Origin of the sequence: Ornithinimicrobium sp. CNJ-824, assembly GCF_001942405.1 — a bacterium.
Taxonomy (GTDB): Bacteria; Actinomycetota; Actinomycetes; order Actinomycetales; family Dermatophilaceae; genus Ornithinicoccus; species Ornithinicoccus kibberensis.
Genome location: NZ_MKKA01000011.1, coordinates 267,566 through 286,135, shown reverse-complemented (window position 1 = coordinate 286,135; position 18,570 = coordinate 267,566). Strand labels below are relative to the sequence as shown.

11 protein-coding genes, 1 tRNA gene and 7 pseudogenes are annotated in these 18,570 nt (G+C 73.7%); 9 read left to right on the top strand and 10 right to left on the bottom strand.

Going from position 1 to position 18,570, the window contains the following annotated elements; translation table 11 throughout:
• Window positions 1-66: 66 nt before the first annotated feature.
• Entirely contained in the window at window positions 67-510 is a 444-nt protein-coding gene (locus BJF81_RS05725) for a VOC family protein (protein ID WP_075957487.1), read from the bottom strand.
• Window positions 511-520: 10 nt separating this feature from the next.
• A complete protein-coding gene (locus BJF81_RS05720) occupies window positions 521-982 on the bottom strand; it encodes a helix-turn-helix domain-containing protein (protein ID WP_075957486.1) in 462 nt (153 codons plus the stop codon).
• A gap of 54 nt (window positions 983-1,036) precedes the next feature.
• Here BJF81_RS05720 and metG point away from each other — a divergent pair.
• From metG to BJF81_RS05695, 5 genes and pseudogenes are all read left to right on the top strand, one after another.
• A pseudogene (gene metG / locus BJF81_RS05715) lies at window positions 1,037-2,852 on the top strand (methionine--tRNA ligase).
• Window positions 2,849-3,694 carry a TatD family hydrolase gene (locus BJF81_RS05710; protein WP_075957485.1) on the top strand — a complete coding sequence of 282 codons (846 nt, stop codon included), beginning with the start codon at window positions 2,849-2,851 and terminating at the stop codon, window positions 3,692-3,694. Before metG ends, BJF81_RS05710 begins: the two are co-directional and overlap by 4 nt.
• Window positions 3,691-4,606: pseudogene (rsmA, locus tag BJF81_RS05705) on the top strand (16S rRNA (adenine(1518)-N(6)/adenine(1519)-N(6))-dimethyltransferase RsmA). The gene BJF81_RS05710 and the pseudogene rsmA overlap by 4 nt, the downstream one beginning before the upstream one ends.
• Window positions 4,603-5,613 carry a 4-(cytidine 5'-diphospho)-2-C-methyl-D-erythritol kinase gene (locus BJF81_RS05700; protein WP_075957484.1) on the top strand — a complete coding sequence of 337 codons (1,011 nt, stop codon included), beginning with the start codon at window positions 4,603-4,605 and terminating at the stop codon, window positions 5,611-5,613. Before rsmA ends, BJF81_RS05700 begins: the two are co-directional and overlap by 4 nt.
• A pseudogene (locus BJF81_RS05695) lies at window positions 5,613-7,468 on the top strand (ATP-binding cassette domain-containing protein). The gene BJF81_RS05700 and the pseudogene BJF81_RS05695 overlap by 1 nt, the downstream one beginning before the upstream one ends.
• A 24-nt stretch (window positions 7,469-7,492) precedes the next feature.
• On the opposite strand, the gene BJF81_RS05690 reads toward BJF81_RS05695, so the two are convergent.
• From BJF81_RS05690 to BJF81_RS05665, 6 genes and pseudogenes are all read right to left on the bottom strand, one after another.
• Window positions 7,493-9,160 carry an ABC transporter permease gene (locus BJF81_RS05690; RefSeq protein WP_083664016.1) on the bottom strand — a complete coding sequence of 556 codons (1,668 nt, stop codon included), beginning with the start codon at window positions 9,158-9,160 and terminating at the stop codon, window positions 7,493-7,495.
• A gap of 1 nt (window position 9,161) precedes the next feature.
• A pseudogene (locus tag BJF81_RS05685) lies at window positions 9,162-10,081 on the bottom strand (ABC transporter ATP-binding protein).
• Between the two features lie 45 nt (window positions 10,082-10,126).
• Window positions 10,127-10,696: pseudogene (locus BJF81_RS21370) on the bottom strand (TetR/AcrR family transcriptional regulator); the annotation flags it as partial.
• A gap of 91 nt (window positions 10,697-10,787) precedes the next feature.
• A pseudogene (locus BJF81_RS05675) lies at window positions 10,788-11,305 on the bottom strand (MarR family winged helix-turn-helix transcriptional regulator).
• A 29-nt stretch (window positions 11,306-11,334) separates the two neighbouring features.
• A tRNA-Gln gene (locus BJF81_RS05670) sits at window positions 11,335-11,413 on the bottom strand.
• 43 nt (window positions 11,414-11,456) lie between these two features.
• Window positions 11,457-12,071: a TetR/AcrR family transcriptional regulator gene (locus BJF81_RS05665; RefSeq protein ID WP_075957645.1), complete on the bottom strand. Its 615-nt coding sequence runs from the start codon at window positions 12,069-12,071 to the stop codon at window positions 11,457-11,459.
• Window positions 12,072-12,169: 98 nt separating this feature from the next.
• Here BJF81_RS05665 and glmU point away from each other — a divergent pair.
• From glmU to pth, 4 genes and pseudogenes are all read left to right on the top strand, one after another.
• Window positions 12,170-13,716 (top strand): annotated as a pseudogene (gene glmU, locus BJF81_RS05660) (bifunctional UDP-N-acetylglucosamine diphosphorylase/glucosamine-1-phosphate N-acetyltransferase GlmU).
• A 6-nt stretch (window positions 13,717-13,722) separates the two neighbouring features.
• On the top strand, window positions 13,723-14,706 hold the full coding sequence (locus BJF81_RS05655; protein WP_075957483.1) for a ribose-phosphate diphosphokinase: 984 nt from the start codon (window positions 13,723-13,725) through the stop codon (window positions 14,704-14,706).
• 224 nt (window positions 14,707-14,930) lie between these two features.
• Window positions 14,931-15,620: a 50S ribosomal protein L25/general stress protein Ctc gene (locus tag BJF81_RS05650; protein ID WP_075957482.1), complete on the top strand. Its 690-nt coding sequence runs from the start codon at window positions 14,931-14,933 to the stop codon at window positions 15,618-15,620.
• Window positions 15,621-15,718: 98 nt separating this feature from the next.
• Window positions 15,719-16,315 carry an aminoacyl-tRNA hydrolase gene (pth, locus tag BJF81_RS05645; protein ID WP_075957644.1) on the top strand — a complete coding sequence of 199 codons (597 nt, stop codon included), beginning with the start codon at window positions 15,719-15,721 and terminating at the stop codon, window positions 16,313-16,315.
• 63 nt (window positions 16,316-16,378) lie between these two features.
• On the opposite strand, the gene BJF81_RS05640 is transcribed toward pth, so the two are convergent.
• Together BJF81_RS05640 and BJF81_RS05635 are read right to left on the bottom strand one after the other, a co-directional pair.
• Window positions 16,379-17,098, bottom strand: a complete 720-nt coding sequence (locus BJF81_RS05640) for a PspA/IM30 family protein (RefSeq protein WP_075957481.1) — start codon at window positions 17,096-17,098, stop codon at window positions 16,379-16,381.
• A 64-nt stretch (window positions 17,099-17,162) separates the two neighbouring features.
• The gene (locus tag BJF81_RS05635) at window positions 17,163-18,563 is read right to left on the bottom strand and encodes a hypothetical protein (RefSeq protein ID WP_143780684.1); all 1,401 of its coding nucleotides are present in this window, start codon (window positions 18,561-18,563) and stop codon (window positions 17,163-17,165) included.
• Between the last annotated feature and the right edge of the window lie 7 nt (window positions 18,564-18,570).

The window sequence follows — 18,570 nt, the reverse complement described above, 5'->3', positions numbered from 1 at the left end:
GGGCCGCGCTCGCCCCATACAACCACGGGGTATGCCGTCGTTCCTCCTGTCCGCGGGCGCGGGCCCTCAGGCCAGGTCGGCCTCGGTCATCGTGGAGGGGTCGAAGTCCCGGCGTTCCACGAGGACCATCCAGTTGCCCGAGTTGTCCCGCATGAGGGCCTCGACCCCGTAGGGCCGCTCGGTGGGCTCCTGGAGGAACTCCACGCCCTTGGCGACCAGCTCGGCGTGGGTCCGGCGGCAGTCGTCGACGGTCAGCCCCACGCCCGGCAGGCCGCCCTGGGCCTGGGCCCGGCGCATCGCCTCGACGAGCTCGGGGGAGAGCGGCTCGCCGGGGGTGGTCAGGTGCAGGTGCAGCTCGGGCTGCGCCGGGTGCACGACGGTCAGCCAGCGGAAGTCGGGGCCGAGCTGGACGTCGTCGCCCTTCTCGAAGCCCAGGACGTCGGTGTAGAAGGCGAGGGACTCGTCCAGGTCGGTGACCCAGACGCTGACGAGGGAGACGTTGGTGATCATGGCCCCGACGCTAGCCGGGGTCAGGTGGTCCCGGCTTCTCCTCGGTTGCGGCGTCCCGCCGCTCGGTCAGGCCCCGCATGAACACGTAGCAGCCGGGGATGCGTGGTGCGCCGTCCGCGGCATACCTGCGCTGGAACTGGCTCGGGCTCTCCCCGGTGATCTCCCGGAACCGGGTGCTGAACGAGCCGAGGCTGCTGAAGCCGACCGCGTGGCACACCTCCGTGACCGTGAGGTTGGCGCCGCGCAGCAGGTCCTGGGCCCGCTCGACCCGGCGCTCGGAGAGGTAGACCCCGGGGGTGCGGCCGTAGGCGCGGCGGAAGAGCCGCAGGAAGTGGAACTTGCTCAGCCCGGCGACGGCGGCCAGCGTCTCCAGGTCGAGCGGCTCGCGGAAGTGCCGGTCGACGTGGTCGCGCGCCCGGCGCAGGTGGACGAGGACGTCCTCGGGGACGCGCGCCGTCCGGTCCTGGGTCATGATGCCGCAGTCTCCCACCGGTCCGCCCGGCCGGCCCACCTAGACTGGGACACCATGACCCACGTCCTGACCTCCGTCGCCTGGCCCTACGCCAACGGCCCGCGCCACATCGGCCACGTCGCGGGCTTCGGTGTGCCCTCCGACGTCTTCAGCCGCTACATGCGGATGGCCGGTCACGACGTGCTCATGGTGAGCGGCTCCGACGAGCACGGGACGCCGATCCTCGTGCAGGCGGACAAGGCCGGGATGAGCCCGCAGGAGTTCATCGACGTCAACCACCGGGCCATCGCCGAGGACCTCGTCGCGCTGGGGGTCTCCTACGACCTCTACACGCGCACGACCACGGTCAACCACCACTCCGTCGTGCAGCAGATGTTCCTGGCCTGCCACGCCAACGGCTACATGGTCGAGCGGACCCAGCAGGTCGCCATCAGCCCCTCGACCGGCCGCACCCTGCCGGACCGCTACATCGAGGGCACCTGCCCCATCTGCGGGTACACCGAGGCCCGGGGCGACCAGTGCGACAGCTGCGGCAACCAGCTCGACCCGGCCGACCTGCTGGACCCCCGGAGCAAGATCAACGGCGAGACGCCGGAGTTCACCGAGACCCAGCACTTCTTCCTCGACCTGCCCGCCCTGGCCGAGGCGCTCGCGGAGTGGCTCGACGGTCGCGAGGCCAGCGGGCTGTGGCGCCCCAACGTCATCAAGTTCTCGCAGAACATCCTCGAGGAGATCCGCCCCCGGGCGATGACCCGCGACATCGACTGGGGCATCACCGTCCCGCTGGAGGGCTGGTCGGACAACCCGACCAAGAAGCTCTACGTCTGGTTCGACGCGGTCATCGGCTACCTCTCGGCGTCCGTCGAGTGGGCCCGTCGCATCGGCGATCCGGACCGCTGGCGCGAGTGGTGGAACGACCCGGAGGCGCTGTCCTACTACTTCATGGGCAAGGACAACATCACCTTCCACTCCCAGATCTGGCCGGCGAGATGCTCGCGCACAACGGGCAGGGCAGCCGGGGCGGGCAGGTCGGCCCGTTCGGCAGGCTCAACCTGCGACCGAGGTCGTCTCCAGCGAGTTCCTCACCATGGAGGGCCGGCAGTTCTCCACCTCGCGCAACGTCGTCATCTACGTGCGGGACGTGCTGGAGCGCTACCAGCCCGACGCGCTGCGCTACTTCCTCTCCGCCGCCGCGCCGGAGACGGCCGACTCCGACTTCTCCTGGCCGGAGTTCGTCAAGCGCACCAACACCGAGCTCGTCGCCGGCTGGGGCAACCTGGTCAACCGGACCGCCTCGATGATCGCCAAGAACTTCGGCCAGATCCCGGCCGCCGGTCCGCTCGAGGAGGTCGACCGGGCCCTGCTGGACCAGGTCGCGGCCGGGTTCGGCACCGTCGGGCGGCTCATCGGCACGCACAAGCAGAAGGCCGGGCTGGCCGAGGCGATGCGCCTCGTCGGGGAGGCCAACGCCTACGTCTCGGCCACCGAGCCGTTCAAGCTCAAGGGGGAGGACCAGCGCGAACGCCTGGCCACCGTCCTGCACGTGCTCGCCCAGGCCGTCGTGGACCTCAACACGCTGCTCTCCCCCTACCTGCCGCACAGCTCCACCGCGGTCCACCGGGCGCTCGGGGGCGAGGGGACCTTCCAGCCGATGCCGGTGGTCAAGGAGGTTCCCGACCTCGACGAGCCCGGGCGCGACCCCTACCCGGTCATCACCGGGGAGTACACCGCCACGCCGCGCTGGGAGCACCGTCCGGTCGTCGTCGGGGCCCCGGTCGCCAAGCCCTCCCCGATCTTCACCAAGCTCGACCCCTCCGTCGTCGAGGAGGAGCGGGCCCGGCTCGGCCTCGTGGACGAGGTGGAGGTATGACGGACGCCCGGCTCGCGCAGCGCCCGCCGGCCCCCGACCGGCTCCCGGTCGCGGTCGTCGACAACCACTGCCACCTGGACGTCCAGCGCGACGACGCCCCGTTCGTCGGCCTGCAGGACGTGCTGGCGGAGGCGGCCGCGGTGGGCGTGGATCGGATCGTGCAGATCGGCTGCGACATCGGGTCGGCCCGGTGGACGCACGGGATCGTCGACGAGCACCGTTCTCTGCTCGGCGGCGTCGCCGTCCACCCCAACGAGGCGCCCAGGCACGCGGCGGCCGGCGACCTCGACGCCGTGCTCGACGAGATCGCCTCCCTGGCCCGGCATCCCCGGATCCGGGTGATCGGGGAGACCGGCCTGGACTACTACCGCACCGGCCCCGACGGCGTCCCCGCGCAGCAGGAGTCGTTCCGCCGCCACATCGCGCTGGCCAAGGAACTGGACCTGGTGCTGCAGATCCACGACCGCGACGCCCACGACGACGTGCTGCGGATCCTGGCCGAGGAGGGCGCCCCCGAGCGCACGGTGATGCACTGCTTCTCCGGCGACATGGAGATGGCCCGGGAGTGCGTCCACCGCGGCTACTACCTCTCCTTCGCCGGGACGGTGACCTTCCGCAGCGCCAGGGACCTGCGCAACGCCCTCGCCGTGACCCCGGTGGAGCAGCTGCTCGTGGAGACCGACGCCCCCTACCTCACCCCGACCCCCCACCGGGGCCGGGCGAACGCGCCATACCTGCTGCCGCTGACCGTGCGGGCCATGGCGGAGACGCTGAGCACGAGCGTCCCGGAGCTGTGCGAGGCGCTGTCCGCGACCAGCGAGACGGTCTACGGACCCTGGTGACCGATCACGAGGAGAGCCTGCTCGGCCCGGCGCAGGTCCGTCAGCTGGCCGAGCGGCTCGGCATCCGCCCCACCAAGCAGTGGGGGCAGAACTTCGTCATCGACAAGGGCACCGTGCGACGGATCGTCCGGGCGGCCGAGGTCGGTCCGCAGGACGTCGTCCTCGAGGTCGGCCCCGGCCTCGGCTCCCTGACGCTCGCCCTCCTGCCGGAGGTCGCCCACGTCACCGCGGTGGAGATCGACCCGTCCCTGGCGGACCAGCTTCCGCGCACCGTGGCCGACCTCGCCCCGCACCTGGTGGACCGGCTGACGGTCGTGCCCGCCGACGCCCTGCGGGTCCAGGAGCTGCCCGACCCCCAGCCCACCGCCCTCGTGGCCAACCTGCCCTACAACGTCGCCGTGCCCGTGGTCCTGCACCTGCTGGCGACCGTGCCGACCCTGCAGCGGGTCCTCGTCATGGTCCAGCTCGAGGTGGCCGACCGGCTCGCGGCCGGCCCGGGGAGCAAGGTCTACGGGGTGCCCAGCGTGAAGGCCGGGTGGTACGCCGAGGTCACCGGCGCCGGACGGATCGGCCGCACCGTCTTCTGGCCCGCGCCCAACGTGGACTCCGGCCTCGTCCGATGGTGCGCCGGGACCCCCCGGCGCCCGCGCCGGGCGGCAGGAGGTCTTCGCCGTGGTCGACGCGGCCTTCGCGCAGCGGCGCAAGACGATGCGGGCCGCGCTGGCCGGGTGGGCCGGCGGGGCCGAGCGGGCCGAACGGGTGCTGCGGGCCGCCGGGGTGGACCCGAGGGCCCGCGGCGAGGTGCTCACCGTGGCGCACTTTGCCCGGATCGCGGACGCGCCCTGGACGACGGGGGGCAGCGTCCGGGCGGCCAGGAGGATCGGCGGCCGAACCCATAGGGTGAGGCCATGAGTCCAGGCGGGAGCACCGAGGCCGTCACCGTCCGGGTGCCCGGAAAGATCAACCTGGAGCTCGTCGTGGGACCCCTGCGCGAGGACGGCTACCACGAGCTGTCCACCGTCTTCCACGCCGTCAGCGTCTACGACCGGGTGACGGTGCAGCCCGCGTCCCGCTGGTCGGTGCACGTCACCGGCCCGTTCGCCGACCGGGTCCCGACCGGTCCGGACAACCTGGCCCTGCAGGCCGCCCGTGCGCTGGCGCGCCGTCGCAGCCGGCGGGCCGGCTCGGGCCCGGTGCGCATCGACATCGACAAGCAGATCCCCGTGGCCGGCGGGATGGCCGGCGGCAGCGCCGACGCCGCCGCCACCCTCGTGGCGTGCCGGGAGCTGTGGGCCATGGACCACGTCGACCAGGACACCCTCGAGGGCGTCGCCGCGGGGCTGGGCTCGGACGTGCCCTTCCTCCTGCACGGCGGCACGGCCATCGGGTCGGGCCGCGGCGAGCAGGTCACCCCGGTGCTCGCCCGCGGCGAGCTGCACTGGGTGCTGTGGGTCGGGGAGGGGCTGGGCCTGTCCACCCCCGAGGTGTATGCCGAGTGCGACCGGTTGCGTGCGGAGGCGGGCAGCACGGACCTGCCCGTCCCGCAGCCGTCGGGCGAGCTGATGGCCGCGTTGCGGCGGATGGAGACCGACGAGGTGGCCGCCGCCCTGCGCAACGACCTGCAGGCGGCGGCCGTCTCCCTCCAGCCCCTGCTCGGCGAGGTCCTCGACACCGGCCTGGAGCTCGGGGCCCGCGCCGGCATCGTCTCCGGGTCCGGGCCGACCGTGGCCTTCCTCGTCGGGTCCCAGGCCGAGGCGATCGACCTGTCGGTGGGGCTGGCCGCCAACGGGCCGACGGGGGACATCACCCGGGTCGTCGGACCGGTCCCCGGGGCCCAGGTGGTGCAGCACCACCGCACGCCGTCGCCGCCCCCGCCAGGCCCCGTCCGCGGCGGCCCGCTGGGACCGGTGCACGGCTGATGGCACCTCCCGCCAGCCTGGTCGCCCTCGACCGGGCCCGTCTCGTCCTGGGCACCAGCGTGCTCCTCGACGACGTCTCCGTCGGTGTCTCCGACGGCGACCGCATCGGCGTCGTCGGCGGCAACGGCGGCGGCAAGAGCACCCTGCTGGGGGTGCTCACCGGCGCTCGTGAGCTCGACGCCGGCCGGGTCCTGCGGACCGGCGACGTCACCACCGGCCTGCTGGGGCAGACCGACACCCTGCCGCCGGGGGCGACCGTGCGGGAGGTCGTCCTGGGCGACCTCGCCGAGCACGAGTGGGCCGGTGACGCCCGCGTCCGGGAGGTCCTGGAGGGTCTCCTCGGCGGCACCGGCGCGGGCGCGGTCGGCGGCTGGGACGCCGTCGTCGGGCCGATGTCCGGCGGCGAGCGTCGTCGGCTCGCCCTGGCGGCGCTGCTCGTGGCCGACCCGGACCTGCTCGTGCTCGACGAGCCCACCAACCACCTGGACGTGGAAGGCGTCGCCTGGCTCGCGGCATACCTCGCCGGGCGCCGCCCCCGGTCCGGCAACGGCCTCGTCGTCGTCACCCACGACCGGTGGTTCCTCGACGAGGTGAGCACCCGCACGTGGGAGGTCGAGGACGGACGGGTGCACACGTACGAGGGCGGCTACGCGGCGTACGTGCTGGCCAAGGTGGAGCGTCAGCGGGTGGCCAGGGTCACCGAGGACCGGCGCGCGAACCTGGCGCGCAAGGAGCTGGCCTGGCTGCGGCGGGGCGCCCGGCGCGCACGAGCAAGCCGAGGTTCCGGATCGAGGCCGCCACCGCGCTCATCGAGGGGGAGCCCCCGCCGCGGGACACCGTCGAGCTCGTCCGGTTCGCCACCACGCGGCTCGGCAAGGACGTGCTCGACCTGCTCGACGCCACCGTCACGGTGGGCGACCGGACCCTCCTCGAGGACGTGACCTGGCGGATCGGCCCCGGGGACCGGTACGGGCTCGTCGGGGTCAACGGGGCCGGCAAGTCGACCCTCCTGCGGGTGCTGCAGGGCCAGCACCCGCTGGCCCGGGGCAGGCTCAAGGTCGGCAAGACGGTGCGGATGGCCTGCCTGACCCAGGAGCTGCGCGAGCTGGACCGGGTGGCGGGATGGTCGGTGATCGACTCGATCACCGAGGTGCGCTCCTTCACGGTCATCGGCGGCAAGGAGGTGTCGGCCAGCTCCCTGGCCAAGCGGCTGGGCTTCAGCGGCGGCCGCCAGCAGTCCCGGGTCGGCGACCTGTCCGGCGGGGAGCGGCGCCGGCTCCAGTTCGTCCGGCTCCTCATGGACGAGCCCAACGTGCTGCTCCTGGACGAGCCGACCAACGACCTCGACATCGACACCCTCACCGCCATGGAGGACGTGCTCGACGGCTGGGCGGGCACGCTGGTCGTGGTCTCCCACGACCGCTACCTGCTGGAGCGGATGACCGACCGGCAGCTGGCCCTGCTCGGGGACGGGTCGCTGCGCGACCTGCCGGGCGGGGTGGAGGAGTACCTCCGCCTGCGCCGGCAGCTGCCCGGGCGGAGCTCGCGTCCGGGCGTCACCGACCCGACCGCCCCGGCCGCCCCGTCAGGCAGGAACGGGGGGACCGCGCCGGCACCGAGGGGCCCGCGCCCCGACGCGGCCGCGGAGCGGGAGGCCCGCAAGACGCTCGCCCGGGTGGAGCGGGCGCTGGACCGGATCCACGCCCAGGAGGCCCGGCTCCACGAGCAGATGGCCCGGGCCGCCACCGATCCCGACCGGCTCGCGACGCTCACCGCGGAGCTGGCCGACCTGACCGACCAGGAGGCCCGGCTCGAGGAGGAGTGGATGGAGGTCTCCGAGGTGCTCGAGGACTGACCCGGGACCGCCGGCGGCGACCGGTCAGGACCGTCCGGCCACCTCGCGGCGTGGCAGGCCGACCAGCCCGAGGCCGACGCCGAGGACGGCCAGCCCCAGCAGCACGAGCAGCGGCGTCATCTGCACCGCCTCGACGGGCACCTGGGCCGGATGGCTCAGCGGCGAGAGGTCCACGACCGCCTGCGGCACGTCGAGCAGGGCCGCGAAGGTGCCGGCGAAGACGACCAGGCCCACCAGGGCCCAGCCGACCGGCGCCAGCAGCACCGGGGCCCACCCGTGCAGCAGGGCCACCAGGCCGAGGACGGCGAGCACGGCGGGCACGAGGTTGAGGTGCGCCAGGGTGCTGTCCCAGGTCAGCGACCCGTCCCCGGTGACGGCCGCGGCCGCCGCGCCGGTCAGGACCCCCGTCACCAGCATGATCAGCGTCGCCCCCAGCGCCACCACGGCCAGGTGCGCCCCGGCCCAGGCCGCCCGGCTCGTGGGCGTGGCCAGCACGAGCTCGGCGCGCCCGGCCGCCTCCTCCGCGCGCAGCGACTGCACCGCGTACACGACGTAGGCGGAGGCGAGCATCGCGCTGAAGACCGACAGGAAGGCGATGTAGCCCAGGGTCATCTGCTCGGCCCCGAACATGGCCTGCATCTCGGCCGGGAGGGCGTCGGCGGAGTCGAGCATCACCTGGGTGAAGGCCCCGTCGATCACCCCGAGGAAGACCGCGGCCGAGCCCCAGGCGAGCAGCGGAGCCCGCTGCAGCCGCAGGGCCAGGCCCCACGGGGTGCCCAGGGACGGTCCGCCCCGCTCGTGCCCGCGCCGTGGCGGGAGCAGGCCCGCCCCGAGGTCCCGGCGGCCCTGGAGCGCGTAGGCCAGGACGGTCGTGGCCGCCGCGAGGGCGAGCAGGAGCAGCAGCGGCCCCCACCGGTCGAGCACGTAGGGCGCCGACTGGGCGGCCCAGCCGAGGGGGGAGGTCCAGGACAGGGCGCTGCCGCCGACGGCCACCATGTCGCCCAGGGCGCGCAGGGCGAACGCGGCACCGAGCACGAGACCGGCCAGCCCGGCCGTGCCCCGGGAGTAGGCGCTCAGCTGGGCCGCGGCCGCGGTGATCCCGGCGAAGGCCAGCCCGACCAGCGCGACGGCGGCCGCCACGACGACCGACCCGGCGACCGGCCAGCCGTTGGCCACGGCCAGAGCGCCGACGACGACAGCCGCCAGCAGGTTGGTCACGACGGCCACGACGAGCGCCGCGGTGAGCGGCGCCTGACGGCCGACCACGTCGGCCCGCACCAGCTCCGAACGCCCGCTCTGCTCCTCGAGCCGGGTGTGCCTGGTGACCAGCATGATGTTCATCAGCGCGGCCAGGAGCAGCAGGTAGAGCAGGTAGCCGGCGGCGAAGAAGCTGGCGTGGGTGGGGTCCTCCATCCCGTAGGCGGGACCGGTGAAGAGCCGGCCCACCGGCTGCTGCACCATCGGGGTCACGGCGGCCAGGTCGGCCTCCGTCGGAGCCAGCTGGGGCAGGGCCGCCCCCAGGTAGACCATGAACAGCCCCAGCCCACCGACCCAGGCGGGCAGCTTGATGCGGTCCCGCCGCAGCATCAGCCGGACCAGCGTCCCGGTGCCCGTCGTGGGCCGGTCCGGTCGGTCCTCCAGGACCGGGTCGGCGGCGCGGTCCTGGCGGTGGCGGGTGGTCGTCGTCCCCATCTCAGGCCACCTCCGCGTCCTCGTCGGCGGTGGGCCCGTCGCCGTAGTGCCGCATGAGCAGCTGCTCCAGGGTCGGGGGGTGCGCCACGATGGCGGTGACGCCGAGACCGGCCAGGGCCTGCAGGACCGGTTCGACCCGGTCGCCGTCGACGTCCAGCCTGACCTGGTCGCCGGAGCGCTCGAGCGCATGCACCCCGGGGAGGTCGGCGAGCCCGTCGGCGGGACGTCGCACGGTCGCCACGACCGTGGTGCGGGACATGTGCCGCAGGTCCTGCAGGGTGCCGCTCTCGGCGACCCGGCCGGCGCGGATGATGGAGACCCGGTCGGCGAGGACCTCCACCTGGGCCAGGATGTGGCTGGAGAGCAGGACCGTGGTGCCCTGCGCCCGGGCCTCGCGGATGCACTCCTGGAAGACGACCTCCATGAGCGGGTCCAGCCCTGCCGTGGGTTCGTCGAGCAGGAGCAGGTCGACCGGGGAGGCGAGCGCGGCGACGAGCGCGACCTTCTGCCGGTTGCCCTTGGAGTAGGTGCGGGCCTTCTTGCCCGGGTCGAGGTCGAAGCGGTCGACGAGCTCGTCGCGACGGGCCCGGTCGGGGGTGCCGCGCAGCCGGGCGAACAGGTCGATGGCCTCGCCGCCGGTGAGGTTGGGCCACAGCTCGACGTCGCCCGGCACGTAGGCCAGCCGCCGGTGCAGCCCGACCGCCTCGTCCCACGGGTCCTGCCCGAAGAGCCGGGCGGTGCCGCCGTCGGCCCGCAGCAGGCCGAGGAGCACGCGGATGGTGGTGGACTTGCCGGCCCCGTTGGGGCCGAGGAAGCCGTGGACCTCGCCGCCTCGACCTGCAGGTCGAGGCCGTCGAGCGCACGGGTGGAGCCGAAGGTCTTGACGAGTCCCTCGGTGCGGATGACGGGTGCGGAGCTCATGAGGGGCCTCGGAGGGGTGGTGAGGGCCTCCGGCGTCAGCACGCCGGAGGTGAGGATCTCGGCGGCCGGACGCAGGTAGGGCAGCAGGTCGCCCCCGTCGTCCAGCAGGTCGGCGCCCAGGAGCCGGTGGAGCTGCTCGTGCAGGACCAGCGTCCCCAGGGACCACAGGGTCAGCACGACCATGCGGCCCCGGGGGTCGGCGGTCGGGCGGACCACGCCGCTGCGCTCGGCCTCGGCGGTGTACTCCAGGGCGTCGTCGACCAGGTCGTCCAGCAGGGCGTCCAGGTGGGGACTGCCCTCGACGAGCACCCGGGCCAGGTAGCGCAGCATGGGCCGGGCGTCGTCCATGCCGGCCACGAGCGTGACCAGGTCCATGCCCGGACCGTCGGCCATCGCCCCTGTCTTGGCCTCCCTGATCGTGCGGACCACGTGCTCGTCGCACGCCTCCCGCAGCCCGTCCTTGGTGCCGTAGTGGTGGATCACCAGGGCGGGGGAGACCCCGGCGGCGGCCGCGATCACCTTGAGGCTCGTCGACCGGACGCCGTGGCGGCCGAACAGGTCGACGGCCGCCGTGAGGATGCGCTCCCGGGCCGAGGCGGGAGGCTGACTGAACATGCAGTCAGCCTAGGACTGAACGTGCGTTCAGCGCAAGGGGGTGGTGGGCGGGTGGTCGGGGACGTGCCCGAGGGTGCCGGGGAAGGGCCCCTCAGCGGTCGTCGAAGGGCCGGAGCAGGCGCTTGAGCACCGTGGCCACGTCGGCCTGCTCGGCCGGGGGAAGCGCGGCGAGGATCTCCCGCTCGCCGGCCACCAGCTCCTCCAGGGCACCGTCGACGACGTCCCGCCCGGCGGGCGCAGGCGGACGAGGACCGAGCGCAGGTCGGCCTCGGACGTGGTGCGCTCGACCAGGCCCCGCTCGGCCAGCCGGGAGATCCGGTTGGTCATGGTGCCGCTGGTCACGAGGGTCTGGCGGACCAGCTGGGTCGGGGTGAGCCGGTAGGGCTCCCCGGCGCGCCGCAGGGCGGAGAGCACGTCGAACTCCCACGACTCCAGCCCGCGGCCGGCGAAGGCCTCCCGGCGGGCGAGGTCGAGGTGCCGGGCCAGGCGGGAGACCCGGGAGAGCACCTCGAGCGGGGCGACGTCGAGGTCGGGCCGCTCGCGACGCCAGGCCGCGACGATGCGGTCGACCTCGTCCCGGTCGGGGCCGTCCCGCTCCGGTTCACCCATGGCGACCACTGTAGTAGGGCCGTGCACGGCTCCCCGGGCAGGAATCGAACCTGCGTCGCTAGTCCTGATTCAAAGTCAGGCGGCCCCTGCCAGCAGAGCAACCGGGGAACGTCCGCGAGGACCGCACCAGCCTAGTGGTCCGGCCGCAGGTCTACTCCCTCCGGGCCCTGACCGTCCGGAGCGCGGGCCGGGCCTCCATGCCGGAGAGGCCGTTCCAGGCGAGGTTCACCAGGTGGGCGGCCACGTCCTCCTTCTTCATCCGACGGGAGTCCAGCCACCACCCGCCGGGGATGGCCACCATGCCGACGAGCATCTGGGCGTACAGGGGTGCGGTCTTGGGGTCGAGCCGCCGGCGCCTGAACTCGGCGGCCAGGATGTGCTCGACCTGGCTGGCGATGTCGCTGATGAGGCTGGCGAAGGACCCGGTCGACTGTCCGGGCGGGCTGTCGCGCACGAGGATCCGGAACCCGTCGGTGGAGTTCTCGATGTAGTCCAGCAGGGCCATCGCCGCCGCCTCCAGCAGCGCGCGGGCGTGCGCCCCCTCCTTCGTCAGGGCCTCGGTCATCTGCCCCAGCAGCGCCTGGATCTCCCGGTCCACGACGACCGCGTACAGCCCCTCCTTGCCGCCGAAGTGCTCGTAGAGGACCGGCTTGGACACCCCGGCGGTGGCGGCGATCTCCTCCACGGTCGTGCCCTCGAACCCCCGCTCGGCGAACAGCCGTCGCCCCACCTCGATGAGCTGCTGACGGCGCTGCGGCCCCGTCATCCGGTTGCGGGCGGCGTTCTTGGGAGCGGGGGAGGTCACCGGTCCATCATGCCAACAGCCCGATCGGCCGTGCCGCAGCCACGGGTACAGTCGTGCCCGTGACCTCACACGACCCTGCCGCCGTCATCGTCCTGGCCGCCGGCGAAGGCACCCGGATGAAGTCAACCACCCCCAAGGTCCTGCACCGCATCGGCGGTCGCACCCTGCTCGGGCACGCCCTGCACGCCGCCCGGCAGGCCGCCCCCCGCCACCTGGCCGTGGTGGTCCGGCACGAGCGGGACCGGGTGGCCGCCCACGTCGAGGAGCTCGACGCCGACGCCCTGGTCGCCGACCAGGACGAGGTCAAGGGCACCGGCCGGGCCTGCGAGTGCGGCCTGGAGGCCCTGCCCGAGGACCTCGAGGGGACCGTGCTGGTGACGATGGGCGACGTGCCCCTGCTCACCGGGTCCACCCTGCGCGAGCTCACCGAGCGGCACGAGCGCAGCGGCGCGGCGGTCACCGTCATCACCGCCGAGCTGCCGGACGCGAAGTCCTACGGCAGGGTCGTGCGGGACGACGCCGGGGACGTCGTGGCCATCATGGAGTTCAAGGACGCCCTCGCGCACCGGGAGGCCGGCGACGAGTGGTCCCACGTCGTCGACGTGCGGGAGATCAACTCCGGCATCTACGCCTTCGACGCCGCGCTGCTGCGGTCGGCGCTGGCCCGGGTGGGCACGGACAACGCCCAGGGGGAGAAGTACCTCACCGACGTCGTCGCGATCGCCCGGGACGAGGGTCGACGGGTCTCGGCCCACCTGGTCGAGGACCTCTGGCAGACCGAGGGCGTCAACGACCGGGTGCAGCTGGCCCAGCTGGGCCGTGAGCTCAACCGCCGCACCGTCGAGCACTGGATGCGCGAGGGTGTCACGGTGGTGGACCCCGCCACCACCTGGATCGACGCCGACGTGACGATCGGCCGGGACACCGTGCTGCGGCCCGCGGTGCAGCTGCTCGGGGCCACCACCGTGGGCAGCGAGGCCGTCGTCGGCCCGGACACCACCCTGACCGACACGGTCGTGGGCGACCGGGCCAGCGTGGTGCGCACCCAGGCCGAGCTGGCCGTCGTCGGCGAGGGCGCCTCGGTCGGCCCGTTCTCCTACCTGCGTCCCGGCACCGAGCTGGGCGCGACGGCAAGATCGGCGGCTTCGTGGAGACCAAGAACGCCCGGATCGGTGCCGGTGCGAAGGTGCCCCACCTCACCTACTGCGGGGACGCGACCATCGGCGAGGGCGCCAACATCGGCGCCGGCACGATCTTCGCCAACTACGACGGGGTGGCCAAGCACCGCACCACGGTCGGCCGGCACAGCTTCGTCGGGTCGGACTCGGTGCTCATCGCCCCCGTCGACATCGCCGACGGTGCCTACGTGGCGGCCGGCTCGGCCATCGAGGGCCGGGTGGGGCCGGGGCAGATCGCGGTGGCCCGCGGCCGGCAGCGCAACGTGGACGGGTGGGTCGCCCGCCGTCGGGCCGGCACCGCCACCGCCCGGGCCGCCGAGGACGCCCTCGCCCGGGAGGAGGACGCCGGGGACGTCCCGCCGCCGGCGGCCTCACCGCATACCCGTCCCGACGGCGCCGCCGACCCGACCCCCACCCAGGAGAGCTGAGAGCTGATGACCGGCATCCACCGCACCCCCGAGAAGAACCTCATGGTCTTCACCGGGCGGGCCCACCGCGCGCTGGCGGAGTCGATCGCCGAGGAGCTGGACACCTCGCTGGTGCCGACCCAGGCCTACGCCTTCGCCAACAGCGAGATCTACGTGCGCTTCGACGAGTCGGTGCGCGGGTGCGACGCGTTCGTCATCCAGAGCCACGCCGCCCCGGTCAACGAGTGGATCATGGAGCACCTGATCATGGTCGACGCGCTCAAGCGGGCCTCGGCCAAGCGGATCACCGTGGTGCTGCCCTTCTACGGCTACGCGCGCCAGGACAAGAAGCACCGCGGCCGCGAGCCGATCTCGGCCCGCCTCATGGCCGACCTGTTCAAGACCGCCGGGGCCGACCGGCTCATGGCCGTGGACCTGCACACCGCCCAGATCCAGGGGTTCTTCGACGGGCCCGTCGACCACCTCATGGCCCTGCCGATCCTGGCCGACTACGTCAAGGAGAAGTACGCCGGCGAGGACCTGGCCGTCGTCTCCCCGGACGCCGGCCGGATCAAGGTCGCGGAGTACTGGTCCAACCGCCTCGGCGGGGTGCCGCTGGCGTTCATCCACAAGACGCGCGACATCACCCGGCCCAACCAGTCGGTCGCCAAGCGGGTCGTCGGCGAGGTCGCCGGGCGGATGTGCGTCCTGGTGGACGACATGATCGACAGCGGCGGCACCATCACCCAGGCCGCCGACGCGCTCATGGCCGACGGGGCCAAGGGCGTCGTCGTCGCGGCCACCCACGCGATCTTCTCCGACCCGGCCGTCCAGCGCCTGCGAAACTCGGTGGCCACCGAGGTGATCGTCACCGACACCCTGCCGCTGTCGGAGGAGGCCCGGGCCCTGGACAAGGTCACCGAGCTGTCGATCGCCCCGCTGGTCGCCCGGGCCATCCGGGAGGTCTTCGAGGACGGGTCGGTCACCTCCATGTTCGACGGCCAGGCCTGAGCCCACCCGTCCTCCGCAGGGATTTCCCCCCTCTCCGGGCAGACGGTAGACTCCCGGGCGTTGCCTCGGCGAGGGACACCGCATGGTCTGCGGTGGCCGTGATTCGACGAAGCGTGTCGCACCGCCCGCACGACGGGCTGGTGCCGGCGCCTCCGCGATGCCCGTGCCGTGTCCCGCGTCGAGGCCCGTCCCACCCGCCTCCCTCATGGAAGAAGTCCTCCCGCATGGCTGACCAGATCCGCATCACCGCCGAGAAGCGCGCCGAGTTCGGCAAGGGCGCGGCCCGCCGCATCCGCCGGGCCGACAAGGTGCCCGCCGTCCTCTACGGCCACGGCACCGACCCCGTCCACCTCACCCTCCCGGGCCACGAGACGATGATGGCGCTCAAGCACAGCAACGCCGTGCTCAGCCTCGACATCGAGGGGCAGACGCAGCTCGCGCTGGCCAAGGACGTGCAGCGCGACCCGGTGAAGCGCTTCATCGAGCACGTCGACCTCGTCATCGTCCGCAAGGGCGAGAAGGTCACCGTCGACGTGGTCGTCCACGTCGAGGGCGAGGCCGCCCCGGAGACGATCGTCACCGTCGACCACGGCGAGCTGACCGTCGAGACCGAGGCGACCCACATCCCCGAGGTGTTCACCGTCTCCGTCGAGGGGCTGGAGGCCGGCACCCAGATCCACGCCGGCGAGGTCGAGCTGCCCGAGGGCGTCACCCTGGTCACCGACCCCGAGGCCCTCGTGGTCAACGTCTCCCAGGCCATGTCCGAGGAGGCCCTGGAGGCCGAGCTGGCCGAGGCCGAGGCCGAGGCCGGCATCGAGCAGGAGGAGTCCGACGAGGAGTCCGCCTCCGCGGAGGCCGCCGAGGCCCCGGCCGAGGGTGCCGAGGAGGGCGAGGGCGCCTCCTCCGAGGAGTGAGCCGACCGGCTCCCGCCCGCCCGTAGACCATGGCCACGTCGCCCGCCGAGCGCGGGGACGTGGCCATGGCCGTGCACGCACGAGAGGAGTTCCCCCCGATGGAGGCACCCTGGTTGGTCGTCGGCCTGGGCAACCCCGGTCCCGGGTATGCCGGCAACCGGCACAACGTCGGCGCCATGGTGGTCGACCGGCTGGCGCAGCAGGCCGGGGCAGGGCTGCGCCGGCACAAGGTGCCTGGTGCCACGGCCGCGGAGGTCAGGCTGGGCACGCTCCCGGGCGGGCTGCCCGGTCCGCGGGTGGTCCTCGCCCGGCCGACGACCTACATGAACCTCTCCGGAGGGCCGGTGGCCGGGCTGCGCAGCTTCTACAAGGTCCCGCTCGACCAGGTCGTCGTCGTGCACGACGAGCTGGACCTCGACCCCGGGGTGGTCCGGCTCAAGCGCGGCGGCGGCGAGGGCGGGCACAACGGCCTCCGCTCGGTGAGCGGGTCCCTGGGCAGCCGGGACTACCTGCGGGTGCGGCTGGGCATCGGCCGTCCCCCCGGGCGTCAGGACCCGGCCGACTTCGTGCTGTCCGACTTCCCGGCCCGGGACCGCGAGGAGGTCCAGCTGCTCGTGGGGGACGGGGAGGACGCGGTCACCGACCTGGTCCACCTCGGCCTCGAGGCCGCCCAGCAGCGCCACCACTCCCGCTGACGCGGCAGGACCCCGCAGCCGGTGGCTGCGGGGTCCTGCCTGCCGTGGCGGGGTGCGCCCCGCTCAGCCCTGCTGGTTCTTCAGCGCCTGGAGCCGGGCCTCGACCTCGGCGTCCGCGCCGTGGTCCTCCAGCTCGGCGAACTGGTCCTCCAGCCGGGTCGACTGGGCCTCCGCCCGCCCCTGGACGAGGGCCTCCTCGCGGCGGATGCTGTCCTCCCACCGGGCGAGGTCGCTCGAGGGGTCGAGCACGTCGATCGAGGACATCGCGTCCTGCACCTTGCTCTGCGCCTCGACGCTGCGGGCCCGGGCCACCAGCGTGCTCCGCCGCCCCTTGAGGTCCTCCAGCTTGGTCTTCATCGTGCGCAGGCCGTCCTTGAGCTGCTCGACGGTGGAGTTCTGCTGGGCGATGGCGGGCTCGGCGGCCTGGACGTCGTTCTCGTGCTGGATCTGCCGCTTGAGCGCCACCCGGGCCAGGTTGTCGAACTTGTAGGCACCGTCCGGGTCGCCGCCCGAGCGCATCTGCTCGGCCTTGGCCGCCGCGGCCGACGCCTTGCGGCCCCACTCGGCGGCGGCCTCACGGTCGGCCTGCAGGTCGGACTCGGCCATCCGGACGTTGGCGATGGTCTGGGCCACCGCCTCCTCGGCCTCGGCGATGCTGTTGGTGTAGTCGCGGATGAGCTGGTCCAGCATCTTCTCCGGGTCCTCGGCCCGGTCCAGGAGCGAGTTGATGTTCGCCCGCGCCAGCTGGCTGATCCGTCCGAGGATGGTCTGCTTCTGGGTCATGCTCGACTTCCTTTCCTCTCCGCCCTGCGGCGGTCGTGGTGAATCGTGTGGTCGTGCCGTGGCTCTAGAACCGGCCTCCGCTGAAGGTTCCTCCTCCGCCCCCGAAGCCTCCGCCCCCGAAGCTCCCGCCGCCGGAGAACCCGCCGCCGCCCCAGCCGCCGCTGTGCCGGTGGCCGCCTCCGCCTCCGCCTCCGCCGAGCAGGATGCCGCCGAGGATGACCGACAGGGGGTCGATCCCCCCGCGACGGGTGCCCGGGCCGCCGAAGCCGCCCCAGCTGTCCAGGTCGTTGCGGGCCTCGGTCAGCGCCTGCTCCCCGAGCTGCTCGGCCCGGGTCAGCAGGCCCATCGCGGTCGCAGGGTCCTGGGCGACGCGCTGGGCCTCGTCGAAGATCCGCAGCGCCTCGGAGATCCGGGTGCGCGCACCGCTGCTGACCGCCCCGCGACGGGTGGAGATGGTCTCGTCGATGCTGCGCAGCCGCGCTCCGACCCGGGCCACGCGCTGGGTGAAGTTCTCCCGCATCCGGCTCGTGTGGGCCTCGGCGTCCCGCAGCGGCGCCAGCAGGGTGTCCAGGTCGTTCTCCGCGGCGTCCAGCTCGGCCAGGGCCCGGAGGGGATCGCCGGAGGAGCGTGCCTCCTGCCCCTTCTCCACGGCCCTGCGCGCCCGGTCGGCCGCCTGGGCGACGACCGGCTCCCGGGGGGCGAGCCGGGACACGTCCTGCAGGTCCGCCGTGATCGAGGCGATCCGGCGGGAGAGCTCCTCGGCCGAGCCGGCCAGCTCCTCGTCGGCCCGGGCGATCTGGTCGAGCAGGACGCTGGCCTGCCCGATCGACTCCTCGGCGGCCCGGGCGGCCGCGACCGCGGAGGCCCGGTCGTCCCGCTCCAGCGCCTGCCGGCCAGAGCCGATGAAGCCGTCGGCGGACTCGAGCAGGCGACCGGCCTGCTGCCGGTGCTCGTGCACGGTCGAGAGGGCCTGGGCGGGGTGCCGTGCGGCCAGGCCCCGGATCTCCTGGTCGGCCACCGGCAACCGGTCGCGGGTCTCGGCCAGCCGTCCGGCCAGCTCGTCCAGGAACTGCGGCGCCCGGTCCTGCAGCGAGCGCAGCGTGGCGAACTCCTGGGTGTGCTCGTCCAGCGCCCGGCGGGCCGTGCCCGTCAGCTCGAGAATGCGGGCGAGCATGCTGCGCTCGACGTCCTCCGGCTCCTTCTGGTCGTCGTCGAGCTGCTGCCGCAGCGAGAACGCCTCCTTGGTCGAGGCCCTCGCCTGCTCCAGCACCCCCCGGAACTGCTGGGTGCGCTGGGCGCCGAACTGGGCCTCGGCGAAGGCCAGCTCCTCCTCGGCCGAGCGCACGGCGTTGTCCGTCGAGACGAGCGCCTCGGCCGCCTGCCGCTGCAGGTCGGACAGGGAGACCTCCTGCGCCGACGCGGGGACGGGGACGCCCTGCGACGGTCGCCGCTTCTTCTTCCCCATCCGGGAC